Below are 21,549 nucleotides of genomic sequence, written 5' to 3'. Positions count from 1 at the left end.
GCCACACCCGTTCGACCTGCCCGAAGAGGGGATACGACGGGGGCCGGTACGCCAGGCGTACCGGCCCCCGGTGGGAGAACCTCGGTCATCGCACGAATTCGGCGGCACCGGTGGCCAGATCGAGCAGGGGTGCCGGGGCGACCCCCAGGACCAGGGTGGCCAGCACCCCGATGACCAGCGCCGCCGAGGTGAGGGCCCCCGGCACGGTGACCGTCGGGGTGGCGTCGCCCGGCTCGGAGAGCCACATCATCACCACGACCCGCAGGTACGGGAAGGCCAGCACCATGCTGGTCAGCACACCGGCGATCACCAGCCAGGCCTGGTTCGCTTCCAGCGCCGGGGCGAAGATCGCGAACTTGCTGGTGAATCCGCTGGTCAGCGGGATACCGGCGAAGGCCAGCAGGATGAAGGTGAAGACCGCGGCGAAGAACGGCGACCGGCGGCCCAGCCCGGCCCAGCGGGACAGGTGGGTGGCCTCCCCGTCGGCGTCCCGGACCAGGGTCACCACGGCGAACGCGGCGAGCACCGAGAAACCGTACGCGACCAGGTAGAACATCGTGCCCGACAGCCCGTCCTTGCTCGGCGCGAGCACGCCCACCAGCAGGTAGCCCGCGTTCGCGATCGACGAGTAGGCGAGCAGCCGCTTGATGTCGGTCTGGGTGACCGCCAGCACCGCGCCGACCAGCATGGTCAGCACCGCAACCGCCCCGATCACCGGGGTGAAGTCCCAGGCGGCCCCGGAGAAGGCGACGTGGAAGACCCGCAGCAGGGCGCCGAAGGCGGCGACCTTCGTGCAGGCGGCCATGAAGCCGGTCACCGGGGTCGGGGCGCCCTGGTAGACGTCGGGCGTCCAGACGTGGAACGGCGCGGCGGCGGCCTTGAAGAGCAGGCCGATGGCGAGCAGCGCCATGCCGGCGAAGAGCAGCACCTGGCTGGACGAGGACTCGCCGACCGCCGCGTGCACGGTGGCGAAGTCGACGCCGGCCGCGCGGTCCGGCACACCGGCCGTGAAGCCGTACACCAGCGCCACCCCGAAGAGGAAGAACGCCGAGGCGTACGCGCCGAGCATGAAGTACTTCAGCGCGGCCTCCTGGCTCAGCAGCCGCCGGCGGCGGGCCAGCGCGCAGAGCAGGTAGAGCGGCAGCGAGAAGACCTCGAGCGAGATGAACATGGTCAGCAGGTCGTTCGCCGCCACGAAGATCAGCATGCCGCCGATCGCGAACGTGGTCAGCGGGTACACCTCGGTGGCGCCGCCCGCGCCCGCGGCCTGCCGCCGGTCGTCGACCGACTCGGCGGTCACCGCGGCGTGGGCCACGAACGCCCCGCCCCGCTCCACGGCGCGCTCACCGATGAGCAGCAGCGCCATCGCCGCCAGGATCAGGATCGCGCCCTGGAGGAAGAGCGTCGGTCCGTCCACCGCAATGGCGTGGCCGGCGGTGATCAGCCGGTCGTCGGCGTTGAGGATCACCATGGTCAGCGCCGCGAGCACCGCCGCGAGGGCGAGCAGCAGCTGCACCGGGTTGCGCAGCCGACGCGGCACGAACGCCTCGACCAGGACGCCGAACAGGGCCGCGCCCAGCATGATCAGGATCGGGGCGAGCGCCGCATAGTCGATCGACGGCAACTTCAGCTCGGTCATTTCGCGGCCTCCTGGACGCTGCCGACCGTCGGGGCGGGGTCGGTCCGACCGACGTCCTGCATGGTCGCCCGGACGGCGGGGTTGATGACATCGGTGACCGGCTTGGGATAGAAGCCGAGCAGCACGATCAGCGCGATCAGCGGGGCGACCACGACCTTCTCGCGCAGGCTCAGGTCACGGCGCATGCCGTCGACCTCGGTCAGGGCCGGGTTGAGCGTGCCCTGGGTGGTGCGCTGCACCATCCACAGCACGTACGCCGCCGCCAGGATGATGCCCAGCGTGGCGATCACCGCGACCGGCTTGTTGGTGGTGAACGTGCCGATCAGCACCAGGAACTCGGAGACGAACGGCGCGGTGCCGGGCAGCGCCAGCGAGGCCAGGCCGGCGAAGAAGAGCACCCCGGCCAGCACCGGGACCAGCTTGCCCGCGCCGCCGAAGTCGCTGATCAACGCCGAGCCGCGGCGGGCGATGAGCATACCCACCACCAGGAAGAGCAGGCCGGTGGCCAGGCCGTGGTTGAGCATGTAGAGCACCGCGCCGGTGCCGGCCTGGGTGGTGAAGGCGAAGATGCCGACCCCGATGAAGCCGAAGTGCGCGATCGACGTGTACGACACCAGCCGCTTGAGGTCGTTCTGCCCGACCGCCAGCAGCGCGGCGTAGATGATGCCGATCAGGCCCAGCGCCAGCGCCCACGGGGCGAACCACTTCGACGCCTCGGGGAAGAGCGGCAGGCAGTACCGCAGGATCCCGAAGGTGCCGACCTTGTCCAGCACGCCGACCAGCAGTGCCGCCGCGCCGGCCGGGGCCGCGCCACCGGCGTCCGGCAGCCAGGTGTGGAACGGGAAGAACGGCGCCTTGATCGCGAACGCGAGGAAGAAGCCGAGGAAGAGCCAGCGCGCCGTGTCGGTGGGGAGGTCGGCCTGGCTCAGCGCCTGCCAGTCGAAGGTCTTCCCGCCGACCACCCAGAGGCCGATCACCGCGGCCAGCATGAACAGACCGCCGACCAGGGAGTAGAGGAAGAACTTGACCGCCGCGTACTGCCGCTGGTGGCCGCCGTAGCTGCCGATGAGGAAGTACATCGGCACCAGCATGACCTCGAAGAACACGTAGAACAGGAAGACGTCGGCGGCGGCGAAGACGCCGATCATCGTGCACTCGAGGACGAGCAGCAGCGCGAAGTAGACCGGCACCGAGCGCTTGGACGACTCGGCGTCGTGCCAGGAGGCCAGGATCACCAGCGGCACCAGGATCGCGATCAGCATCAGCATGACCAGCGCGATGCCGTCCGCCGCGAAGGTGAAGTTGACCCCCCAGTTGGGGATCCACGCGTACGACTCGCGGAACTGGAAGCGGTCGCCGTCGGACTGGAAGGCAATCCACATGGCCACCGAGAGCACCAGCACCAGCAGCGACCAGGCGAACGCCACGAGCTTGGCGAGGTCCGGACTGCGGCGCGGCAGCAGGGCCACCACCAGGGCGCCCACCAGCGGCGCCACGGTCAGCACCGAGAGGAACGGGAAGTTGGACATTATTCGGCCTTACCTCCGTCGTGACTGCATGGCCCGCCGGCGGGGGCGGCCGCGTTGAGGTCGATCACGCCAGCCACCCCGCCTGCACCGCCAGGAACGCCGCCACCACGAGCAGCGCGCCGGTCAGGATCGAGGTCGCGTACGACCGCACGAAACCGGTCTGCAGCCGCCGGAGCCGGCCCGAGCCCCCGCCCACGGCGGCGGCCAGGCCGTTGACCAGCCCGTCCACGCCCCGGTTGTCGAGGAAGACCAGCGCCCGGGTGAGGAAGATGCCCGGCTTCTCGAAGACCGCCTCGTTGAAGGCGTCCGTGTAGAGGTTCCGGCGCGCGGCGGTGACCAGCACGCCGGCCGGCTGCGGCGCGGTGGCCGTGCCGTTGCGGAACAGGAACCAGGCCAGTCCGGCGCCGAGCACGGTGACCAGCAGCGAGAGCGCGGTGATCAGCCAGTGCGCGAGGACCGCCTCGTGCTCCGCGTGCTCGCCGCCGAGGCCGGCGGTGGCGGTCAGCCAGTCCGGCACGGACGTGGAGAGCAGGAAGCCGGCACCGACCGAGCCGATCGCCAGCAGGATCAGCGGGACGGTCATCAGCTTCGGCGACTCGTGCGGGTGCTCGATGTCCTCGGTCCAGCGGGCCGGGCCGTGGAAGGTGAGCACGAAGAGCCGGGTCATGTAGAAGGCGGTGAGCCCCGCGCCGAGCAGCGCGGCGCCGCCGAACAGCCAGGACGTCCAATCCCCCCGCTCGAACGCCGTCGCGATGATCGGCTCCTTCGAGAAGTAGCCGGAGAGCGGCGGGATGCCGATGATGGCGAGCCAGCCCATCATGAAGGTCAGCCAGGTGACCTTCATGTACTTGGCCAGGTTGCCGAAGCGGCGGATGTCCACCTGGTCGTTCATGCCGTGCATGACCGAGCCGGCACCGAGGAACATGTTGGCCTTGAAGAAGCCGTGCGCCAGCAGGTGCACGATGGCCAGCGCGTACGCCCCGCCGCCCAGACCGACGCCGAGGAACATGTAGCCGATCTGGCTCACCGTGGACCAGGCCAGCACCCGCTTGATGTCGTCCTTCGCCGCGCCGATGAGGCAGCCCATCAGCAGGGTGACCGCGCCGACGCTGACCACCACCAGCTGGAGCGTGGCGTTGGCCGAGAAGATCGGGTTGGAGCGGGCGATCAGGTAGACACCCGCGGTGACCATGGTGGCCGCGTGGATGAGCGCGGAGACCGGGGTCGGGCCCTCCATCGCGTCCGGCAGCCACGCCTGCAGCGGGAACTGGCCGGACTTGCCGGCCGCGCCGAGCAGCAGCAGCAGGCCGAGCACCAGCACCGTGGTCTGGCTCAGCGCACCGACGCCGCTGAACACCTCGTCGTACTGGGTGGTGCCGAGCTGGGCGAACAGCACGAAGATGCCGATGGCCAGGCCGGCGTCGCCGACCCGGTTCATCAGGAACGCCTTCTTGCCGGCGGTGGCCGCGCTCGGCCGGCCGTACCAGAAGGAGATCAGCAGGTACGACGCCAGGCCGACGCCCTCCCAGCCGAAGTAGAGCATCACGTAGTTGTTGCCGAGCACCAGCAGCAGCATGGCGGCGACGAAGAGGTTGAAGTACCCGAAGAACCGTCGCCGGCCCTCGTCGTGCGCCATGTACTCGACCGCGTACAGGTGGATCAGGAAGCCCACCCCGGTGATCAGCAGGACGAACACCGCGGCCAGCGGGTCGAAGAGCAGACCGAAGTCCACCTTCAGGTCGCCGACCGTGATGAACTGCCAGAGGCTCAGCTGGACCTGCTTGTTCTCCAGACCACGGAGCTGGAGGAAGTAGGTCAGGCCGAGCACGAAGGCGGCGCCGATCGCGCCCACCCCCAGCCAGTGGCCCCAGCGGTCCGCCCGCCGGCCGAGCAGCAGCAGGATCGCCGCGCTGACCAGCGGGATCGCCACCAGCAGCCAGACGCTGCCGAGCAGCCCATCCGCCGTCGCGAAAGCAACGGCCCCGGTCGGTTCAGCCGACGCAAAGGTCAGAGTCTGTTCCACCGCAGGCCCCTCAGTACTTCAGCAGGTTGGCGTCGTCGACGCTCGCCGAGCGTCGAGTCCGGAAGATCGACATGATGATCGCGAGCCCGACCACGACCTCGGCCGCCGCCACCACCATCACGAAGAACGCCATGATCTGGCCGTTCAGGTCGCCGTTGATCCGGCTGAAGGTGACCAGCGTCAGGTTGGCGGCGTTGAGCATCAGCTCCACGCACATGAACAGCACGATCGCGTTACGCCGGATCAGCACGCCGACGGCACCGATGGTGAACAGCACCGCGGCGAGGATCAGGTAGTAGTCCGGGGTCACTTCTCCGTCCCCTTCAACGAGGTCTCCTCGGCGGTCAGCTCCCGCACCGGCAGGATCTCCGGGATGCTGCGGTCGGACAGCCGGCCGTCGGGCAGGCGGGCCGGGGTGGCCACCGACGAGGAGGTGGCGAAGACACCCGGTCCGGGCTTCGGCCCGGGGTAGTTGCCGGGGCGGAACCGGGCCTTCATGGTGGCAATCTGGTCCATCCGGTCCTCCTTGCGCCGCTCCACGTGCGCCAGCACCATCGCGCCCACGGCCGCCGTGATCAGCAGCGCGGAGGTCAGCTCGAAGGCGAAGACGTACTTGGTGAAGAGCAGCCGGGCGATGCCCTGCACGTTGCCCTCGGCGTTCGGCTTGTCCAGGCCGACCGCCTGGACGCCCTCCAGGGCCCGGTAGAGGCCGCTGCCCACCAGGCCGGCGAAGCCGACACCGAGCACCACCGCGGCGACCCGCTGGCCGCGCAGCGTCTCGATCAGCGAGTCGGAGGCGTCCCGGCCGACCAGCATCAGCACGAACAGGAAGAGCATCATGATCGCGCCGGTGTAGACGATGATCTGCACCATGCCGATGAACGGCCCGGCCTGCAGGACGTAGAACACGCCCAGGCAGAGCATGGTCAGCACCAGCCAGAGCGCCGAGTGCACCGCGTTCCGCGCCCAGACCATGCCGATGGCGCCGATCAGCGCCAGCGGGGCGAGGATCCAGAAGGTGACCTCCTCACCCCCGGACACCTGGCCCGCCGCGGCGAGCACTGTCTGAGTGGTCATGCTCCTGCTCCCTTGCCCGCCTCGGCCCGCTGCGCGGCCTGCTCGGCGCCGGGGAAGGTCACCCCGGGGTGCTCGTCCACCCGGTACCGACCCGCGCCGTTCGGCGAGTGCTCCGCGCCGGCGGACGTGCCCGGGTTGGTCAGCCCGCCGACGTAGTAGTCCTTCTCGCTGTCGCCCAGCCGCATCGCGTGCGGCGGCTGCTCCATGCCGGGCAGCAGCGGCGCGAGCAGCTGCTCCTTCGTGAAGATGAGGTCCTGCCGGTTGTCCCGGGCCAGCTCGTACTCGTTGCTCATGGTGAGCGAACGGGTCGGGCAGGCCTCGATGCACAGCCCGCAGAAGATGCACCGGGCGTAGTTGATCTGGTAGACGCTGGCGTAGCGCTCACCGGGGGAGAAGCGCTGCTCCTCGGTGTTGTCGCCACCCTCCACGTAGATCGCGTCCGCCGGGCAGGCCCAGGCGCACAGCTCACAGCCGATGCACTTCTCCAGGCCGTCCGGGTGCCGGTTGAGGATGTGCCGGCCGTGGTAGCGCGGCGCCGAGACCGGCGGCTTGAACGGGTAGTCGGTGGTGACGACCTTCCTGAACATGTGCGAGAAGGTGACCCCGAAGCCCTTGAACGTTCCGGTGATCGCGCCCACGTCACACCTCCCTGGAGTCCGAGCCGACGTTGGCCGGCTCCCGCTCGGCGACCACGCGCCTGGTGCGCGGGCTCGGTGGTACCTGAAGATCCATCGGCGGCAGCGGGAAGCTGCCGTGCGGCCGGCTGTTGACCTGCTCCTGGAGCGACGGCTTCGGCTCCTTCTTCCGGCTCGGCCAGAAGAGCGTGGCCAGCAGCAGGACGCCGGCGCCGATGCTGGTGGCGACGATCCGGTCCTCGGTCTGCCAGTCCTCGATCGAGCGGAGCCCGGCCAGGACCAGGATCCAGATCAGGTTGATCGGGAGCAGGACCTTCCAGCCGAAGCGCATGAACTGGTCGTACCGGAGCCGGGGCAGGGTGCCCCGCAGCCAGACGAAGACGAAGACCAGGATCAGCACCTTGCCGAAGAACCAGAGCATCGGCCACCAGCCCGAGTTGGCGCCGGCCCAGAAGGTGGTGATCGGGGCCGGGGCCCGCCACCCGCCGAGGAAGAGCGTGGTGGTGACCGCGGACATGGTGACCATCGAGACGTACTCGGAGAGCATGAAGAGCGCGAACTTCAGCGAGCTGTACTCGGTCATGAAGCCCGCGACCAGCTCCGACTCGGCCTCGGGCAGGTCGAACGGCGCCCGGTTGGTCTCCCCGACGGTGGCGATGAAGAAGATGATGAAGCTCGGCAGCAGCAGGATCGCGTACCAGCCGGGGGCCTGGACATCTGCGCCGAAGAGGTTCAGATGGGTGCCGTGCGCCTGTTGGGCGACGATCCCGCTGGTGGACATCGTGCCGGCGGTCATGAACACCGCCACGATGCTCAGCCCCATCGCGACCTCGTACGAGATCATCTGGGCGCTGGACCGGAGACCACCGAGCAGCGGGTACGTCGACCCGGAGGCCCAACCGCCGAGCACGATGCCGTAGATGCCCATCGAGGAGCAGGCCAGCAGCACCAGCACCGCCACCGACACGTCGGTCACCTGCAGCGGCGTCCAGTGGCCGAAGATGCTGACCTTCGGGCCGAACGGCACCACCGACAGCGCGGTGACCGCGCAGATCACCGAGATGGTCGGGGCGAAGAAGTAGACGACCTTGTCGGCGGTCCGCGGGAGGATGTCCTCCTTGAAGGCCATCTTCAGACCGTCGGCGAGGGTCTGCAGCAGACCGAACGGGCCGACCTGGTTGGGTCCGGGCCGCACCTGCATGTAGCCGACGACCCGACGCTCGAACCAGACGCCGAGCAGCGTGGCCAGCAGGCCGAAGACGAACGCGAAGACGATCTTGATGAGGACCAGCCACCACGGGTCCTTGCCGAAGTCGGCCAGCGTCGGGTCCTGCGCCGCGAGGTAGAGGTTCACTGGACACTCCCGGTGTTGAGGAGCGGACCCGGGCGGCCATCCGCGTCCGCGGCGACGCGCCCGGCCGGAACGGCCGGAGCGTCGACCGACGCGGCGGAGACCTGCACGACGTCGCCGGACGTAGCGCCGAGGCTGCGCCGGACGGTCGAGCCGGGTGAGTTGGTCGGCAGCCAGACGACGCCGTCCGGCATCTCGGTGATCGCCGCCGGCAGGGTGACCGCGCCGCGGTCGGTGCCCACGGTCACCGGGTCGCCGTCGGCGACGCCGAGCGCCTCGGCGGTGCCCTTGCCCAGCCGGACCACCGGCGGGCGGGCGGTGCCGGCGAGGTGCTCGTCACCGTCGGTGAGGCTGCCCAGGTCGATCAGCTGGTGCCAGGTGGCCAGCACGGCCTCGCCCGGCCCAGGCTGTTGGACGGCGCCCGGCTCGACGCTGGGGGCGGCCGGGGCATCCACCCGGGTCGGCGGCAGCGCGGCCAGCTCGCGGCGGACGCTCGTCACGTCGCCGGTGCCGAGCCGGACATCGAGCTGCGCGGCCAGCGCGTCGAGCACCCGCCCGTCGCTCATCGCCGCGGTGTCCAGCACCTTCTCGAAGGTGCGCAGCCGGCCCTCCCAGTCCAGGAAGCTGCCGGCCTTCTCGACCACCGGGGCGACCGGGAAGACCACGTCCGCCCGGCGGGCCACCGCGCTCATCCGCAGTTCCAGGCTTACCAGGAACGGCACCGCGTCCAGGGCCTGCTCGGCCAGGCGCGGGTCGGCCACGTCTGCCGGGTCCACCCCGGCCACCACGAGGGCGCCGAGCTGGCCGTTTGCCGCCGCGACGAGGATGCCGTCGGTGTCCCGGCCGGCCTGGCTGGGGATCACCCCGGCCGCGATGTCCCACGCCTCGCCCAGCTCGGCGCGGGCGGCCGGCTCGGTGACCAGGCGGCCACCGGGGAGCAGGTTGGGCAGGCAGCCCGCGTCGACCGCGCCGCGGTCACCCGCGCGCCGCGGCACCCAGGCCAGCTTGGCCCCGGTACGCCGGGCGACGTCCGCCGCGGCGGAGAGCCCGCCGGGCACCGCGCCCAGCCGCTCGCCGACGATCAGGATCGCGCCCGGCTGGCTCAGCGCCTCGGCCACCGTGGCGTGCTCGGCCAGCACGCTGGCCTCCTCGCCCGGCACCACCCGGGCCAGCTTGGCGCCGAGCTTCTCCAGGCCGCGCGTCGCGAACGGCGCGATCGCGTACACCGTGAGCTTCTTCTGCTGGTACGCCTTGCGCAGCCGTAGGAAGAGGATCGGGCACTCCTCCTCCGGCTCCAGGCCGACCAGCACCACCGCGGGCGCGTTCTCCACGTCCGTGTAGGTCACGTCGGTGACCCCGGCGACGCTGCTGGCCAGGAAGTCGGCCTCCTCGCGGGAGACCGGGCGGGCCCGGAAGTCGATGTCGTTGGTGTGCAGCGCGACCCGGGCGAACTTGGCGTACGCGTAGGCGTCCTCGACGGTCAGCCGTCCGCCGGTCAGCACGGCCGTGCCCGGCCCGCCGTCCCGGGCGGCCCGCAGGCCCTCGGCGGCCCGGGTCAGCGCCTCGCTCCAGGACGCCTCGCGCAGCTCACCGGTCCGCTCGTCGCGGACCAGCGGGGTGGTGAGCCGGTCGAACGCCCGGGCGTACTGGAAGCCCCAGCGGCCCTTGTCGCAGTTCCACTCCTCGTTCACCGCCGGGTCGTCGCCGGCCAGCCGGCGCAGCACCTTGCCGCGCCGCCAGTCCGTGCGCTGGGCGCAGCCGGCCGAGCAGTGCTCGCAGACGCTCGGGGTGGAGACCAGGTCGAACGGGCGGGCCCGGAACCGGTACTGCGCGCCGGTCAGCGCGCCCACCGGGCAGATCTGCACCGTGTTCCCGGAGAAGTACGAGTTGAACGGGACGTCACCCGCCTCGTCCCCGGACTCCACGCCGTACGCGTCGTCCCGGTAGATGTTGATCTCCTCGGCGGACGACCGGTTCATCAGGTCGATGAACTTGTCACCGGCGATCTCCTCCGAGAACCGGGTGCAGCGCTGGCAGAGCACGCACCGCTCGCGGTCGAGCAGCACCTGGGTGCTGATCTCCAGCGGCTTCTCGTACTCCCGCTTGTGCTCGTGGAACCGGGAGTCCGTCCGGCCGGTGGACATCGCCTGGTTCTGCAGCGGGCACTCGCCGCCCTTGTCACACATCGGGCAGTCCAGGGGGTGGTTGAGGAGCAGCAGCTCCATCACCCCCTCCTGCGCCTTCTTGGCGACCGGCGAGGTGAGCTGGGTCCGCACCACCATGCCGTCGGCGACGGTCTGGGTGCAGGAGGCGACCGGCTTGCGCTGGCCCTCCACCTCCACCAGGCACTGCCGGCAGGCGCCGGCCGGGGCCAGCAGCGGGTGGTCGCAGAAGCGCGGGATCTCGGTGCCCATCTGCTCGGCGACCCGGATCAGCAGCGCCCCCTTGGGCGCGGTGACCTGGACGCCGTCGATGGTCAGGGTGACGGTCTCGGTCTGCTTGGCTACGTCGGTCATCAGTGGGCTCCCACCAACTGCTTGTCGGAGAGCTTCGGCGCGGTACGTCCCTCGATGTAGTCGAGGTAGTCCTGCTTGAAGTACTGCAGCGACGAGGTCACCGAGCTGGTCGCACCGTCACCCAGACCGCAGAACGAGCGGCCGAGGATGTTGTCGCAGGTGTCGAGCAGGGTGTCCAGGTCCTCGTGGGTGCCCTGGCCGGCGAGGATCCGCCGGTAGACCCGGACCATCCAGTAGTTGCCCTCGCGGCACGGGGTGCACTTGCCGCACGACTCGTGGTGGTAGAACTCCAGCCACCGGTACGTCGCGTACACCGGGCAGTCCTGGTCGGAGAAGATCTGCGTGGCCGTGGTGCCCAGGATCGAGCCGGCCGCCGCCACCCCCTCGAAGTCCAGCGGCACGTCCAGGTGCTCGGCGGTGAGCAGCGGCGTCGACGAGCCGCCCGGGGTCCAGAACTTCAGGTTGTGCCCGGGCAGCATCCCGCCGGCCAGCTCGATCAGCTCGCGCAGGGTGATCCCCATCGAGCATTCGTACTGGCCCGGGTTGGCGATCCGGCCGGAGAGCGAGTAGATCATCGGGCCGGACGACTTCTCCGTGCCCATGGTCCGCCACCAGTCCGCGCCACCGAGCACGATGTAGGGAACGCTGGCGATGGTGCCGACGTTGTTGACCACGGTCGGGCTGGCGTAGAGGCCGTGGGTCGCCGGGAACGGCGGCCGCAACCGGGGCTGGCCCCGGAAGCCCTCCAGCGAGTCCAGCAGCGCGGTCTCCTCGCCGCAGATGTACGCCCCGGCGCCGGAGTGCACCACCAACTCCAGGTCGAAGCCGCTGCCGAGGATGTTCCGGCCCAGGTAGCCCTTGGCGTACGCCTCCTGCACGGCGTTGCGCAGCCGGCGGGCGGCGTGCACCGCCTCACCCCGGATGTAGATGTAGGCGCGGTTGGCCCGGATCGCGTACGAGGCGATGATCACGCCCTCGACCAGCGAGTGCGGGTCGTGGGTCATCAGCGGCAGGTCCTTGCAGGTGCCCGGCTCGCCCTCGTCGGCGTTCACCACCAGGTAGTGCGGCTTGCCGTCGCCCTGCGGGATGAACCCCCACTTGAGGCCGGTCGGGAAGCCCGCGCCACCCCGGCCGCGCAGCCCGGAATCCTTGATCAGCTGGATCAGGTCGTCCGGGTGTGCCCTGAGCGCCTTGCGCAGGGCGGCGTAGCCGTCCAGCTTCTCGTAGGTGCCGATCCCCCAGGCGTCCGGCGACAGCCAGCGCTTGGTGAGCACCGGCGTCAGCTTGGCCAGCGTCTCCGGCCGAGGAGTGGTCACTTCTTGGCCTCCGCTTCCTTGAGGTTGCGCTGCTGCGCCCCGGCCCCGTCGCCGGCCGGCTTGCGGTCGGCGGCTGGCGGGTTGGCCGCCGCGCCCGCGGCCTGGGCGGCCTTGGCCTGCTCGGCGGCCTTGTCGGCCTCGACCTTGCTGCGGATCGGGGTGTTCGGGTCGAAGCCCGGCACCGAGATGCCGTGCTGCTCGGCCAGGCGCAGGCCGCGCAGGGTCGGCTCGCCCGGGCCGCCGTCGGCGACCGCGCCCTCCCGCTCGTCGGCGAAGCCGGCGAGCTGGACCGACATCTCCTTGAGGCTGCAGAGGCGGGCGCCCCGGGTCGGCATCGGCCGGCCGCCGGCGCGCAGGTCCTCGACCACACCGAGCGCGGTCCGCGGGTCGACCCCGTCGAAGAAGTCGTAGTTGACCGTCATCACCGGGCCGTAGTCGCACGCCGCCAGGCACTCGGCGTGCTCCAGGGTGATCCGGCCGTCCTCGGTGGTCTCGTCGTGCCCGACGCCCAGGTGCTCGGCGAGGGTGTCGTAGACCTCCTGGCCACCCAGCACATTGCACATGGTGTTGGTGCACACGCTGACCAGGTAGTCGCCGGTCGGCTTGCGCTTGTACATGGTGTAGAAGGTGGCCACGGCACCGACCTGGGCCTTGTTCAGGCCGAGCACCTCGGCGCAGAACTCGACACCGGCCGGGGAGACGTAGCCCTCCACCGACTGCACCAGGTGCAGCAGCGGCAGCAGGGCCGAGCGGGACCGGTCCGCCGGGTACCGGGCGATGATCTCCCGCGCCCGGGTCCGGGTCTCTTCAGTGAAAGTCGTCGTCATCGGTCACATCCACCCATCACGGGGTCCAGCGAGGCGCCACCGGCGATCACGTCGGCGATCAGGCCGCCCTCGGCCATCGCCGGGAGGGCCTGCAGGTTGACGAAGCTGGGCTCCCGGTAGTGCACCCGGTACGGCCGGGTGCCACCGTCGGAGACCGCGTGCACGCCCAGCTCGCCGCGGGGCGACTCGATGCCGACGTACACCTGGCCCGGCGGGACCCGGAAACCCTCGGTGACGAGCTTGAAATGGTGGATCAGCGACTCCATCGACTGACCCATGATCTTGGCGACGTGCTCCAGCGAGTTGCCCATGCCGTCGACGCCGATGGCCAGCTGCGCCGGCCAGGCGATCTTCTTGTCGGCCACCATCACCGGGCCGGGCTTGCTCAGCCGGTCCACCGCCTGCTCGACCAGCTTGAGCGACTCCCGGATCTCGGCGAGCCGGACCTGGTAGCGGCCCCAGACGTCGCCGTCGGTGTGGGTCGGGACGTCGAACTCGTACGTCTCGTAGCCGCAGTACGGCATGGTCTTGCGCAGGTCCCAGGCGAGACCGGCCGAGCGGAGCACCGGACCGGTGACGCCGAGCGCCAGGCAGCCGGTCACGTCGAGCACCGCGACGTGCTTGGTGCGCTCGACCCAGATCGGCTGGCCGGAGAGGAGGTCCTCGTACTCCTTGAGCTTCTTCGGCATCATCTTCAGGAAGTTGCGGATCTTGACGATCGCGTCGTCCGGCACGTCCTGCGCCACCCCGCCCGGCCGCACGTACGCGTGGTTCATGCGCAGGCCCGTGATGGTCTCGAAGATGTCGAGGATGTACTCCCGCTCGCGGAAGCCGTACAGCATGATCGAGATCGCGCCCAGCTCCATGCCGGTGGTGGCCAGCCAGACCAGGTGCGAGGAGATCCGGTTGAGCTCCATCATGAGCACCCGGATGGTGTTGGCCCGCTCGGTGACGTCGTCGGTGATCCCGAGCAGCTTCTCCACCGCCAGCGCGTACGCCGTCTCGTTGAACAGCGGGGCGAGGTAGTCCATCCGGGTCACGAAGGTCGAGCCCTGGACCCAGTTCCGGTATTCGAGGTTCTTCTCGATGCCGGTGTGCAGGTAGCCGATGACCGAGCGGGCCTCGCGGACCGTCTCACCCTCCAGCTCCAGGATCAGCCGGAGCACGCCGTGCGTGGACGGGTGCTGCGGACCCATGTTGACGACGATCCGCTCGTCGTTGATCGGGTCGGTGCCGGAGACGACCGTGTCCCAGTCCCCACCGGTGACGGTGAAGACCTTGCCCTCGGTGGTCTCGCGCTCGGTCGCGTAGTTCGACGTCGTCACTGGTACGACCTCCGCTTGTCCGGCGGCGGGATCTCCGCGCCCTTGTACTCGACGGGCACGCCGCCGAGGGGGTAGTCCTTGCGCTGCGGGTGCCCCTCCCAGTCGTCCGGCATGAGGATCCGGGTCAGGTTGGGGTGGCCGTCGAAGACGATGCCGAACATGTCGTACGTCTCCCGCTCCTGCCAGTCGGCGGTCGGGTAGACGCTGGTGACGCTCGGCAGGTGCGGCTCCTCGGCGGAGACCGCGGCCTCCAGCCGGACCCGGCGCCGGTAGGTCATCGAGGTGAGCTGGTAGACGACGTGCAGCCGGCGCTCCTCCGCGCCCAGGTAGTCGACGCCGGACACCGAGGAGCAGAGCTCGAAGCGGAGCGCCAGGTCGTCGCGCATCACCTGGCAGACCTCGGCGATCCGCTCCGGGCGGACATGCAGGGTCAGCTCGCCCCGGTCGACCACGACCTTCTCGATGGCGTCGCCGAAGTCGGGGTACGCCTCCTCCAGCGCGTCCCGGACCTCGTCGAAATAGCCGCCGTACGGCCGGGGGCTGTCCTCGATCGCCGTGCGCTGCCGGACCAGGCCGCCGAAGCCGGAGACGTCGCCGGTGCCGTGGATGCCGAACATGCCGCGGCCGGCGGGGCTGGCCGGCGGGAGCTCGGCCGGTGCGCCGCTGGTGGCGCCGGCCGGCGGCACCGGTACCGGCACGCCGCCGATGTTGTTGCTGTCGTTTGGTGCGGTCACTTCGGGCCCCCCTGCGCGTGGAGGTGGTTCTGCGCCTTCATCCAGTTCTCGATCCGCAACTGCTCCTCGCGCCCCTCGCGAACCGCCCTGGTCCACTCGGCGCGCCGGGCCTTGTCGTTGCGGTACGACGACGGCATCGAGCCGTACGGCACGACCGGCACATCACCGCGCTCCTTGCGGGCCTCCAGCATCTTGCGGCCGTTCGGACCCAGCGGCTCGTACATGATCTTCTCGCGGAGCTTGAGGATCGCGTCGATGAGCATCTCGGGCCGGGGCGGGCAGCCCGGGAGGTACATGTCGACCGGGACGATGTGGTCGACGCCCTGCACGATGGCGTAGTTGTTGAACATGCCGCCGCTGCTGGCGCAGACGCCCATCGAGAGCACCCAGCGGGGCTCGGCCATCTGGTCGTAGATCTGGCGCAGGACCGGGGCCATCTTCTGGCTCACCCGGCCGGCCACGATCATCAGGTCCGCCTGTCGGGGCGAGGCCCGGAAGACCTCCATGCCCCAGCGACCCATGTCGTAGTGCGGGCCACCGGCCGCCATCATCTCGATGGCGCAGCAGGCCAGGCCGAACGTGGCGCCCCAGACGGACGACTTCCGCGACCAGTTGACCAGCTTCTCGACGGTGGTGAGCAGGACGCCGGAGGGAAGCTTCTCCTCGATGCCCATCTGCCGTACCTCCCTCAGTCCCAGTCCAGGCCGCCGCGCCGCCAGACATAGGCGTAGGCGACGAAGACCGCGACGATGAACAGGACCATCTCCACGAAGCCGAAGATCGGCAGGGCGTCGAAGGAGACCGCCCAGGGGTAGAGGAAGATGATCTCGATGTCGAAGACGATGAAGAGCATCGCCGTCAGGTAGAACTTGATCGGGAACCGGCCGCCGCCGACCGGCTGCGGACTCGGCTCGATACCGCACTCGTACGCCTCGAGCTTGGCCTTGTTCAGACGCCGGGGGCCGGCGAATCGGGCGGCGGCCACGGAGAACAGCGCGAACCCCGCGGCGAGGGCGAACAGCCCGATGATGGGTGCGTAAGGAGAGAGCGTCATCGTTGTCTCCTGCTCGTCCTTCCCTGACCTCGGTGGTTGGCAAAAATCACACTATTCACGTCCCTCGTGACCTCGGCCGGCGGGGGTCGATCTTTGTCGGCGCCCGCGGCCTCATCGGCCGCCGGCGCCGTTGTCAGACGGCCGGCGCCACCCGTGTCATCGCGTTGATGACCCGGTCCATCGCGTCCCCGCCGCGCGGGTCGGTCAGGTTGGCCAGCAGCTTGAGCACGAAGCGCATCAGCATCGGGTGCGGCATGCCGTGCTTGGTGGCCAGCCGCATGATCTCCGGCCGGCCGATGAGCTTCACGAAGATCCCGCCGAGCCGGTAGTAGCCGCCGAAGCGGGTCTTCAGCTCCTGCGGGTACGCCATCAGCGCCCGTTCCCGCTCGGCGCCGGCCGGCCGGGCGAGCGCCTGCACCGCCACCTCGGCGGCCAGCTCGCCGGACTCCATCGCGTACGCGATGCCCTCGCCGTTGAACGGGTTGACCATGCCGCCGGAGTCGCCGACCAGCATCGCCCCGCGGGTGTAGTGCGGCACCCGGTTGAAGCCCATCGGCAGCGCGGCGCCGAGGATCGGCCCCTCGGCGTTCGCCTCGTCGGTCATCCCCCAGTCCTCCGGGGTGTTGGCCAGCCAGTCGGTGAGCAGCCGCCGGTAGTTGGTCTTGCCGAACGCGGCGGAGGAGTTGAGCACGCCCAGGCCGACGTTGACCCGGCCGTCACCGAGGCCGAAGATCCAGCCGTAGCCGGGCAGCAGCGCGTCGCTGCCCTTGGCCCGCAGCTCCAGCCACGACTCGAGGTAGTCGTCGTCGTGCTTGGCGGGCGAGCGGTAGTAGCGGCGGACCGCCACGCCGATCGGCCGGTCCTCCCGCTTGGCCAGCCCGAGGGCGAGCGGGAGGCGGCCGGAGACGCCGTCCGCGGCGACCACCAGCGGGGCGTGGAAGGTGGCCGGCTCCTTGTCCGGGCCCACCTCGGCCTGCACGCCGATCACCCGGTCGTCGGCGTCGAGCACCGGGCCGGTCACGTTCACGCTGGTCCGTAGCTTCGCCCCGGCGGCGACGGCCCGCTGGGCGAGCAGGTCGTCGAAGTCGAGCCGGGTCCGGACCAGGCCGTAGTTGGGGAAGCTGGCCAGGTCCGGCCAATCCAGTTCCAGGCGTACCCCGCCGCCGATCACCCGCAGGCCCTTGTTGCGCAGCCAGCCGGCCTCGGGCGAGGTGTCCACGCCCATCCGGATCAGCTGCCGCACGGCCCGGGGGGTGAGCCCGTCGCCGCAGACCTTCTCCCGGGGAAACTCGGTCTTCTCCAGCAGCAGCACGCGTGCGCCGTGCCGCGCCAGGTGGTACGCCGTCGCCGATCCTCCGGGACCGGCGCCCACGACGATCACGTCGGCGTCGTTCTCCACCGCGGTCATCTGCGCCTCCTCCCGCATGCTCGTGAAATGGTTCACAAGCCGATCGGGTTGGAGTCTATGACCGGGGTTACACCTGGAGGTGGTGAGGGGTACCTAACTTCGCGGAAACGGGCCGGTAGGAGTCCATTTCGACGTCACGGGCGGGCGGAAGTGGCCGGCCCGAGGCCGGCGTCAAGGCGGATCGCCTCCGGCAGGTGCTCGCGCAGCGCGCCGCCGGCCGCCCGGTCGAGCGCGGCCAACACCTCCGCGACCACCTGACGGACGTCGGCGGGATCCGCGCCGGCCAGCTCCTTGAGCTGCGCGATGAGTTCCGCGGCGTCATCGTCCGTGGCCACCTGCTCGGGTCCCGTCATGGGCCGAGCCTACGAAACTAAGTAGACCAAAAACGGATATTCACGAAATAGGGTGGTTTGCCCTGCCTCTGGCGGCGGGCCGGCCCGTCGTCAGTCCCGGACTGCGCGGTGCAGGGCGACGACGCCGCCGGTGAGGTTGCGCCAGGCCACCCGGCTCCACCCCGCCGCGCCGATCCGCGCGGCCAGCGCCGCCTGATCCGGCCAGGCCCGGATGGACTCGGCGAGGTAGACGTACGCGTCGGGGTTGCTGGAGACCGCCCGCGCCACCGCGGGCAGCGACCGCATCAGGTACGACAGGTAGACCGTGCGGAACGCCGGATTGACCGGCCTGCTGAATTCGCAGACCACCAGCCGACCGCCCGGCCTGGTCACCCGGGCCAGCTCGCGCAACGCCGCGTCGGTGTCGTTGACGTTGCGCAACGCGAAGGAGATGGTGACCGCGTCGAAGCTGGCGTCAGCGAAGGGCAGCCGCAGGGCGTCCCCGGCCAGCAGCGGCACCGCCGGGCGGGTGCGCTTGCCGGCGTGCAGCATGCCCAGCGACAGGTCGGCGCCCACCGCGTACGCGCCGGAGTGGGACAGCTCCTCGGTCGAGACGCCGGTGCCCGCGCCCACGTCGAGCACCCGCTCCCCCGCGCTCAGCCCGAGCGCCTCGCGGGTGGCCCGCCGCCAGAACCGGTCCTGCCCGAAGGAGAGGACGGTGTTGGTCAGGTCGTAGCGGGCCGCCACGCCGTCGAACATCGCGGCGACCTCGTGCGGCTGCTTGTCCAGGTTGGCGCGCTGGCCCTGCGGGGTACGGCTCACCCCTCCACTCTGCCAGCCGGGCCGCGGGCCGCCCCCGACGGGTGCCACCCCGGACCCGCCGACGGCGGGATGGTGCGAAGACAGTGGGGGCGGGATGGTGAACCATCCCGCCCCACTGCCGTGCGTTATGTGAACGGCCCTCGCGGGCCGATGGAGGACGACCGTCAGGCGGTCGGCTTCTCGTCGCCCGGGGTCACCAGGACCACCCGGCGCCGACGGGCGACCAGGAACATCGCGCCACCCGCGAGCAGCACGGCCGCGCCGATACCGCCGATCAGGCCGGCCTTCGCGCCGGTCACCGGCAGGCCACCCTCGCCGCCGCCGGAACCGCCGTCGGCACCGCCGCCACCGGCGCCACCCTTGGCGGCCACCACCACAGCGTAGTCGTCGGTGTTGTCCGAGGCGTCCACATCGGTCACCTCGGACGTCGCCGCACGCACCCGGGCGTGCTCGAAGATGGTCTTCCGGGCCTGCTTCACCAGGCCGGCATCCACCGGCGCCGCCGCCAGGGCGTCCGCCACCAGCGAGCCGCCCGGCAAGGTGGACGGAGCCTTGACGCCGGCCGCCACCTTGATCGGGAAGGCGATGGTCAGCAGCTCGTCCGGCGCCAGCACGAGGCCGGGGTCGGCGCAGTTGGCGGTGCGCCGGTCGGCCGTGTACTCGCAACCCTCGTACTCGTCGGTGAAGGTGACACCCGCCGGCGCCCGGAGCGTGATCTTGACGCCCTTGGCGACCATGTCACCCTGGTTGAAGATCTCGCCGATCACGGCGGTCTCGTCGCCCGGGTACAGCGCCTGCCCGGCCTGCTCCAGCGTGTCAATATCGATCTTGGCCTTGACGTCCGGCACCACCACGCCGAGGTCGACACCTGGCTGGCCTTCGAACTCCAGCTTGACCTCCTTGGTGTTGTTGTCCGGAGTGGTGTCGTCAGGCGACCGGAGGTAGAACCTGATAGAGGTTTCACCGCCGACGTAGCCCTCGGGACGCTTGATGGTGATGACTGGGAACTCCAGCGTCTCGCCGGGACCCGGAATCTTCGCCGCCGGCACGGGGCACTCAAGCGTGTCGATCGGGCCGCCCTCGCAACCGTCGACGAGCGGGAGGGTGATGATCCGCTCGTCCTTGAAGTAGGACAGGTCGACAGCAACCGTCATCGCGCTCGGAGTTCCCGGGCCGTTGTTCTTCACCTTGACCCAGCCGACCTTGTCCTTGGTGCCCTGGGCCAGCGTGGTGCCGGCGACCGTGAGCTCCAGGTCGGCCTTGGTGTCGGCGGCCTGGGCCGGAGAGCCCGCGATCGGGACCACGCCGGCCGCGAGCAGCGCCGCCGCTCCGATGCTGAGTTGGACCCGCTTCCGCATGTTCATCTTCGAGATGCCCCCGTAATGCGATCTGTGACGATGGACCCGGGGAGGCTATCGACGGATCGACACGTGCGCCATCCCACACGCGGGAACCCCGATCCGCCGCATCACGGACGAGGCCAGTTTTGCCCGTATTGATACGGTTTATCGGCGGCTTCAGGCATCGTCGGATGCCGGCTGGCCAGCAAGTACGACCCGTCCGGCCGACCCGAGGTCGGATGTTCGGCCAACCGTGGCGGCCGCCGGATCCTCGACCGACGCGCACCAGGCGCGATCGCCCGCCCCGGCGCCAGGCGTCAGTTGACCTCGACGAGCGGCAGTGACTTCCCGGCCCCGCCACCGGGCAGGGCGATGGAGGAGAAGTGCGAGACCACCCGGTCGTCGCTCGGGTCGTCGGCCGGCGTCCGGTGCACCGCGAGCCGCTGGTAGAGGGTGTCCCGCTGCGCGGGGATCCGGTCGGCGCTGCGGATCATGCCGATCAGCTCGTGCAGGTTGGACCGGTGCCGGGCACCGGCCGAGGAGATGACGTTCTCCTCCAGCATGATCGAGCCGAGGTCGTCCACCCCCATGTGCAGGGCGAGCTGCCCGACGTCCTTGCCGGTGGTCAGCCAGGACGCCTGCAGGTGCGGCACCGTCTCGAAGAAGAGCCGGGCCACCGCGATCAGCCGCAGGTATTCCATCGTGGTCGCCTGGGTGCGGCCCTTGAGGTGGTTGTTCTCCGGCTGGTAGGTCCACGGGATGAACGCCCGGAAGCCGCCGGTGCGGTCCTGCACGTCGCGGATCATCCGCAGGTGCTCGATCCGCTCGGCATTGGTCTCGCCGGTGCCCATCATCATCGTCGCGGTCGACTCGAGGCCCTGCCGATGTGCCAGCTCCATGACCTCCAGCCAGCGCGCGCCCGACTCCTTCAGCGGGGCGATTGCCTTGCGTGGCCGGTCCGGCAGCATCTCGGCGCCGGCGCCCGCGATGGAGTCCAGCCCGGCCGTCTTGATCCGGGCGATGGCCTCGTCCAGGCTCACCCCGGAGACCTTGGCCATGTGCAGGATCTCGCTCGGGCCGATCGAGTGGATAGCGAGCTGCGGGTACGCCCGCTTGACCGCGGAGAAGAGCTCCTCGTAGTAGTCCACGCCGTAGTCCGGGTGGTGGCCGCCCTGGAGCATGACCTGGGTGGCGCCCAGCTCGACCGCCTCGCCGCAGCGGCGCAGGATCTCCTCGGTGGGGTGGGTCCACCCCTCCTTGTGCTTGGGTGCCCGGTAGAAGGCGCAGAACTTGCACGCCGTCACACAGACGTTCGTGTAGTTGATGTTGCGGTCGATCAGGTACGTGACGATGTTGTCCGGGTAGCGCCGCCGGCGCACCGCGTCCGCCGCTTCGCCCAGCGGGTGGAAGGGCGCCTCGGTGTAGAGCAGCAGGGCCTCCTCGGGCGTGATCCGCCCGCCGTCCGCGCCGCGCTGCAGGATGTCGTCGATCTCCCGGCTCACCGTCACGCCTCTGAGCCTACGCCCGCTTGACGCCACGCCTTGTCGGGGTGTTCCGCCATGTGACGTGCCCGGCGGGACAACGAAGCAGTTGGTCGTCGCCTATCGTGCGGTGGTTCTCA

The 21,549-nt window shown here is 70.3% G+C and carries 19 protein-coding genes; all 19 read right to left on the bottom strand.

From position 1 onward, the window contains the following. Positions 1-85: 85 nt before the first annotated feature. Positions 86-1,639, bottom strand: a complete 1,554-nt coding sequence (gene nuoN, locus ACFYM6_RS02880; protein WP_387271598.1) for an NADH-quinone oxidoreductase subunit NuoN — start codon at positions 1,637-1,639, stop codon at positions 86-88. Next, positions 1,636-3,168: an NADH-quinone oxidoreductase subunit M gene (locus ACFYM6_RS02875; protein ID WP_387271596.1), complete on the bottom strand. Its 1,533-nt coding sequence runs from the start codon at positions 3,166-3,168 to the stop codon at positions 1,636-1,638. The genes nuoN and ACFYM6_RS02875 overlap by 4 nt, the downstream gene beginning before the upstream one ends. Before the next feature lie 64 nt (positions 3,169-3,232). Further along, entirely contained in the window at positions 3,233-5,191 is a 1,959-nt protein-coding gene (nuoL, locus tag ACFYM6_RS02870) for an NADH-quinone oxidoreductase subunit L (RefSeq protein WP_387271594.1), read from the bottom strand. A 10-nt stretch (positions 5,192-5,201) separates the two neighbouring features. Beyond that, on the bottom strand, positions 5,202-5,501 hold the full coding sequence (gene nuoK, locus ACFYM6_RS02865) for an NADH-quinone oxidoreductase subunit NuoK (RefSeq protein WP_073834091.1): 300 nt from the start codon (positions 5,499-5,501) through the stop codon (positions 5,202-5,204). Further along, entirely contained in the window at positions 5,498-6,268 is a 771-nt protein-coding gene (locus ACFYM6_RS02860; RefSeq protein WP_073834092.1) for an NADH-quinone oxidoreductase subunit J, read from the bottom strand. The genes nuoK and ACFYM6_RS02860 overlap by 4 nt, the downstream gene beginning before the upstream one ends. Beyond that, on the bottom strand, positions 6,265-6,906 hold the full coding sequence (gene nuoI, locus ACFYM6_RS02855; protein ID WP_387271592.1) for an NADH-quinone oxidoreductase subunit NuoI: 642 nt from the start codon (positions 6,904-6,906) through the stop codon (positions 6,265-6,267). The genes ACFYM6_RS02860 and nuoI overlap by 4 nt, the downstream gene beginning before the upstream one ends. Position 6,907: 1 nt before the next feature. Beyond that, complete coding sequence (gene nuoH / locus ACFYM6_RS02850) at positions 6,908-8,257, bottom strand: NADH-quinone oxidoreductase subunit NuoH (RefSeq protein ID WP_387271590.1); 1,350 nt, start codon at positions 8,255-8,257, stop codon at positions 6,908-6,910. Continuing rightward, on the bottom strand, positions 8,254-10,770 hold the full coding sequence (locus ACFYM6_RS02845) for an NADH-quinone oxidoreductase subunit G (RefSeq protein ID WP_387271588.1): 2,517 nt from the start codon (positions 10,768-10,770) through the stop codon (positions 8,254-8,256). The genes nuoH and ACFYM6_RS02845 overlap by 4 nt, the downstream gene beginning before the upstream one ends. After that, positions 10,770-12,086: an NADH-quinone oxidoreductase subunit NuoF gene (gene nuoF / locus ACFYM6_RS02840; RefSeq protein ID WP_387271587.1), complete on the bottom strand. Its 1,317-nt coding sequence runs from the start codon at positions 12,084-12,086 to the stop codon at positions 10,770-10,772. Before nuoF ends, ACFYM6_RS02845 begins: the two co-directional genes overlap by 1 nt. Beyond that, on the bottom strand, positions 12,083-12,913 hold the full coding sequence (gene nuoE / locus ACFYM6_RS02835; RefSeq protein WP_387271585.1) for an NADH-quinone oxidoreductase subunit NuoE: 831 nt from the start codon (positions 12,911-12,913) through the stop codon (positions 12,083-12,085). Before nuoE ends, nuoF begins: the two co-directional genes overlap by 4 nt. Further along, the gene (locus tag ACFYM6_RS02830) at positions 12,910-14,238 is read right to left on the bottom strand and encodes an NADH-quinone oxidoreductase subunit D (RefSeq protein WP_387271583.1); all 1,329 of its coding nucleotides are present in this window, start codon (positions 14,236-14,238) and stop codon (positions 12,910-12,912) included. Before ACFYM6_RS02830 ends, nuoE begins: the two co-directional genes overlap by 4 nt. Beyond that, a complete protein-coding gene (locus ACFYM6_RS02825; protein ID WP_387271581.1) occupies positions 14,235-14,972 on the bottom strand; it encodes an NADH-quinone oxidoreductase subunit C in 738 nt (245 codons plus the stop codon). The genes ACFYM6_RS02830 and ACFYM6_RS02825 overlap by 4 nt, the downstream gene beginning before the upstream one ends. Continuing rightward, positions 14,969-15,646, bottom strand: coding sequence for a NuoB/complex I 20 kDa subunit family protein (locus ACFYM6_RS02820; protein WP_387271579.1), 678 nt, complete (start codon positions 15,644-15,646; stop codon positions 14,969-14,971). The genes ACFYM6_RS02825 and ACFYM6_RS02820 overlap by 4 nt, the downstream gene beginning before the upstream one ends. A gap of 14 nt (positions 15,647-15,660) precedes the next feature. Next, complete coding sequence (locus ACFYM6_RS02815; RefSeq protein ID WP_073834101.1) at positions 15,661-16,026, bottom strand: NADH-quinone oxidoreductase subunit A; 366 nt, start codon at positions 16,024-16,026, stop codon at positions 15,661-15,663. 133 nt (positions 16,027-16,159) lie between these two features. Beyond that, entirely contained in the window at positions 16,160-17,434 is a 1,275-nt protein-coding gene (locus ACFYM6_RS02810) for a geranylgeranyl reductase family protein (protein WP_387271577.1), read from the bottom strand. A gap of 134 nt (positions 17,435-17,568) precedes the next feature. Continuing rightward, positions 17,569-17,787 carry a hypothetical protein gene (locus ACFYM6_RS02805; RefSeq protein WP_073834102.1) on the bottom strand — a complete coding sequence of 73 codons (219 nt, stop codon included), beginning with the start codon at positions 17,785-17,787 and terminating at the stop codon, positions 17,569-17,571. A gap of 90 nt (positions 17,788-17,877) precedes the next feature. Then, positions 17,878-18,588 carry a demethylmenaquinone methyltransferase gene (locus tag ACFYM6_RS02800; protein WP_357434727.1) on the bottom strand — a complete coding sequence of 237 codons (711 nt, stop codon included), beginning with the start codon at positions 18,586-18,588 and terminating at the stop codon, positions 17,878-17,880. 164 nt (positions 18,589-18,752) lie between these two features. Beyond that, positions 18,753-19,952 (bottom strand): hypothetical protein, encoded by a 1,200-nt coding sequence (locus ACFYM6_RS02795; RefSeq protein WP_387271575.1) that lies wholly within the window; start codon positions 19,950-19,952, stop codon positions 18,753-18,755. Between the two features lie 293 nt (positions 19,953-20,245). After that, positions 20,246-21,436, bottom strand: coding sequence for a cyclic dehypoxanthinyl futalosine synthase (gene mqnC, locus ACFYM6_RS02790; RefSeq protein ID WP_387271573.1), 1,191 nt, complete (start codon positions 21,434-21,436; stop codon positions 20,246-20,248). Positions 21,437-21,549 lie beyond the last annotated feature (113 nt).

The organism is Micromonospora sp. NPDC006431 (assembly GCF_042870725.1).
Classification (GTDB): Bacteria; Actinomycetota; Actinomycetes; order Mycobacteriales; family Micromonosporaceae; genus Micromonospora.
This window is presented reverse-complemented; position numbering and strand designations above follow the sequence as displayed.

What these genes read in the sequence shown, in the direction of transcription:
- nuoN (WP_387271598.1), bottom strand. Translation starts at nt 1,639, where the DNA reads ATGACCGAGCTGAAGTTGCCGTCGATCGACTATGCGGCGCTCGCCCCG.
- ACFYM6_RS02875 (WP_387271596.1), bottom strand. Translation starts at nt 3,168, where the DNA reads ATGTCCAACTTCCCGTTCCTCTCGGTGCTGACCGTGGCGCCGCTGGTG.
- ACFYM6_RS02860 (WP_073834092.1), bottom strand. Translation starts at nt 6,268, where the DNA reads ATGACCACTCAGACAGTGCTCGCCGCGGCGGGCCAGGTGTCCGGGGGT.
- ACFYM6_RS02845 (WP_387271588.1), bottom strand. Translation starts at nt 10,770, where the DNA reads ATGACCGACGTAGCCAAGCAGACCGAGACCGTCACCCTGACCATCGAC.
- nuoE (WP_387271585.1), bottom strand. Translation starts at nt 12,913, where the DNA reads ATGACGACGACTTTCACTGAAGAGACCCGGACCCGGGCGCGGGAGATC.
- ACFYM6_RS02820 (WP_387271579.1), bottom strand. Translation starts at nt 15,646, where the DNA reads ATGGGCATCGAGGAGAAGCTTCCCTCCGGCGTCCTGCTCACCACCGTC.
- ACFYM6_RS02815 (WP_073834101.1), bottom strand. Translation starts at nt 16,026, where the DNA reads ATGACGCTCTCTCCTTACGCACCCATCATCGGGCTGTTCGCCCTCGCC.
- ACFYM6_RS02810 (WP_387271577.1), bottom strand. Translation starts at nt 17,434, where the DNA reads ATGACCGCGGTGGAGAACGACGCCGACGTGATCGTCGTGGGCGCCGGT.
- ACFYM6_RS02805 (WP_073834102.1), bottom strand. Translation starts at nt 17,787, where the DNA reads ATGACGGGACCCGAGCAGGTGGCCACGGACGATGACGCCGCGGAACTC.
- ACFYM6_RS02795 (WP_387271575.1), bottom strand. Translation starts at nt 19,952, where the DNA reads ATGAACATGCGGAAGCGGGTCCAACTCAGCATCGGAGCGGCGGCGCTG.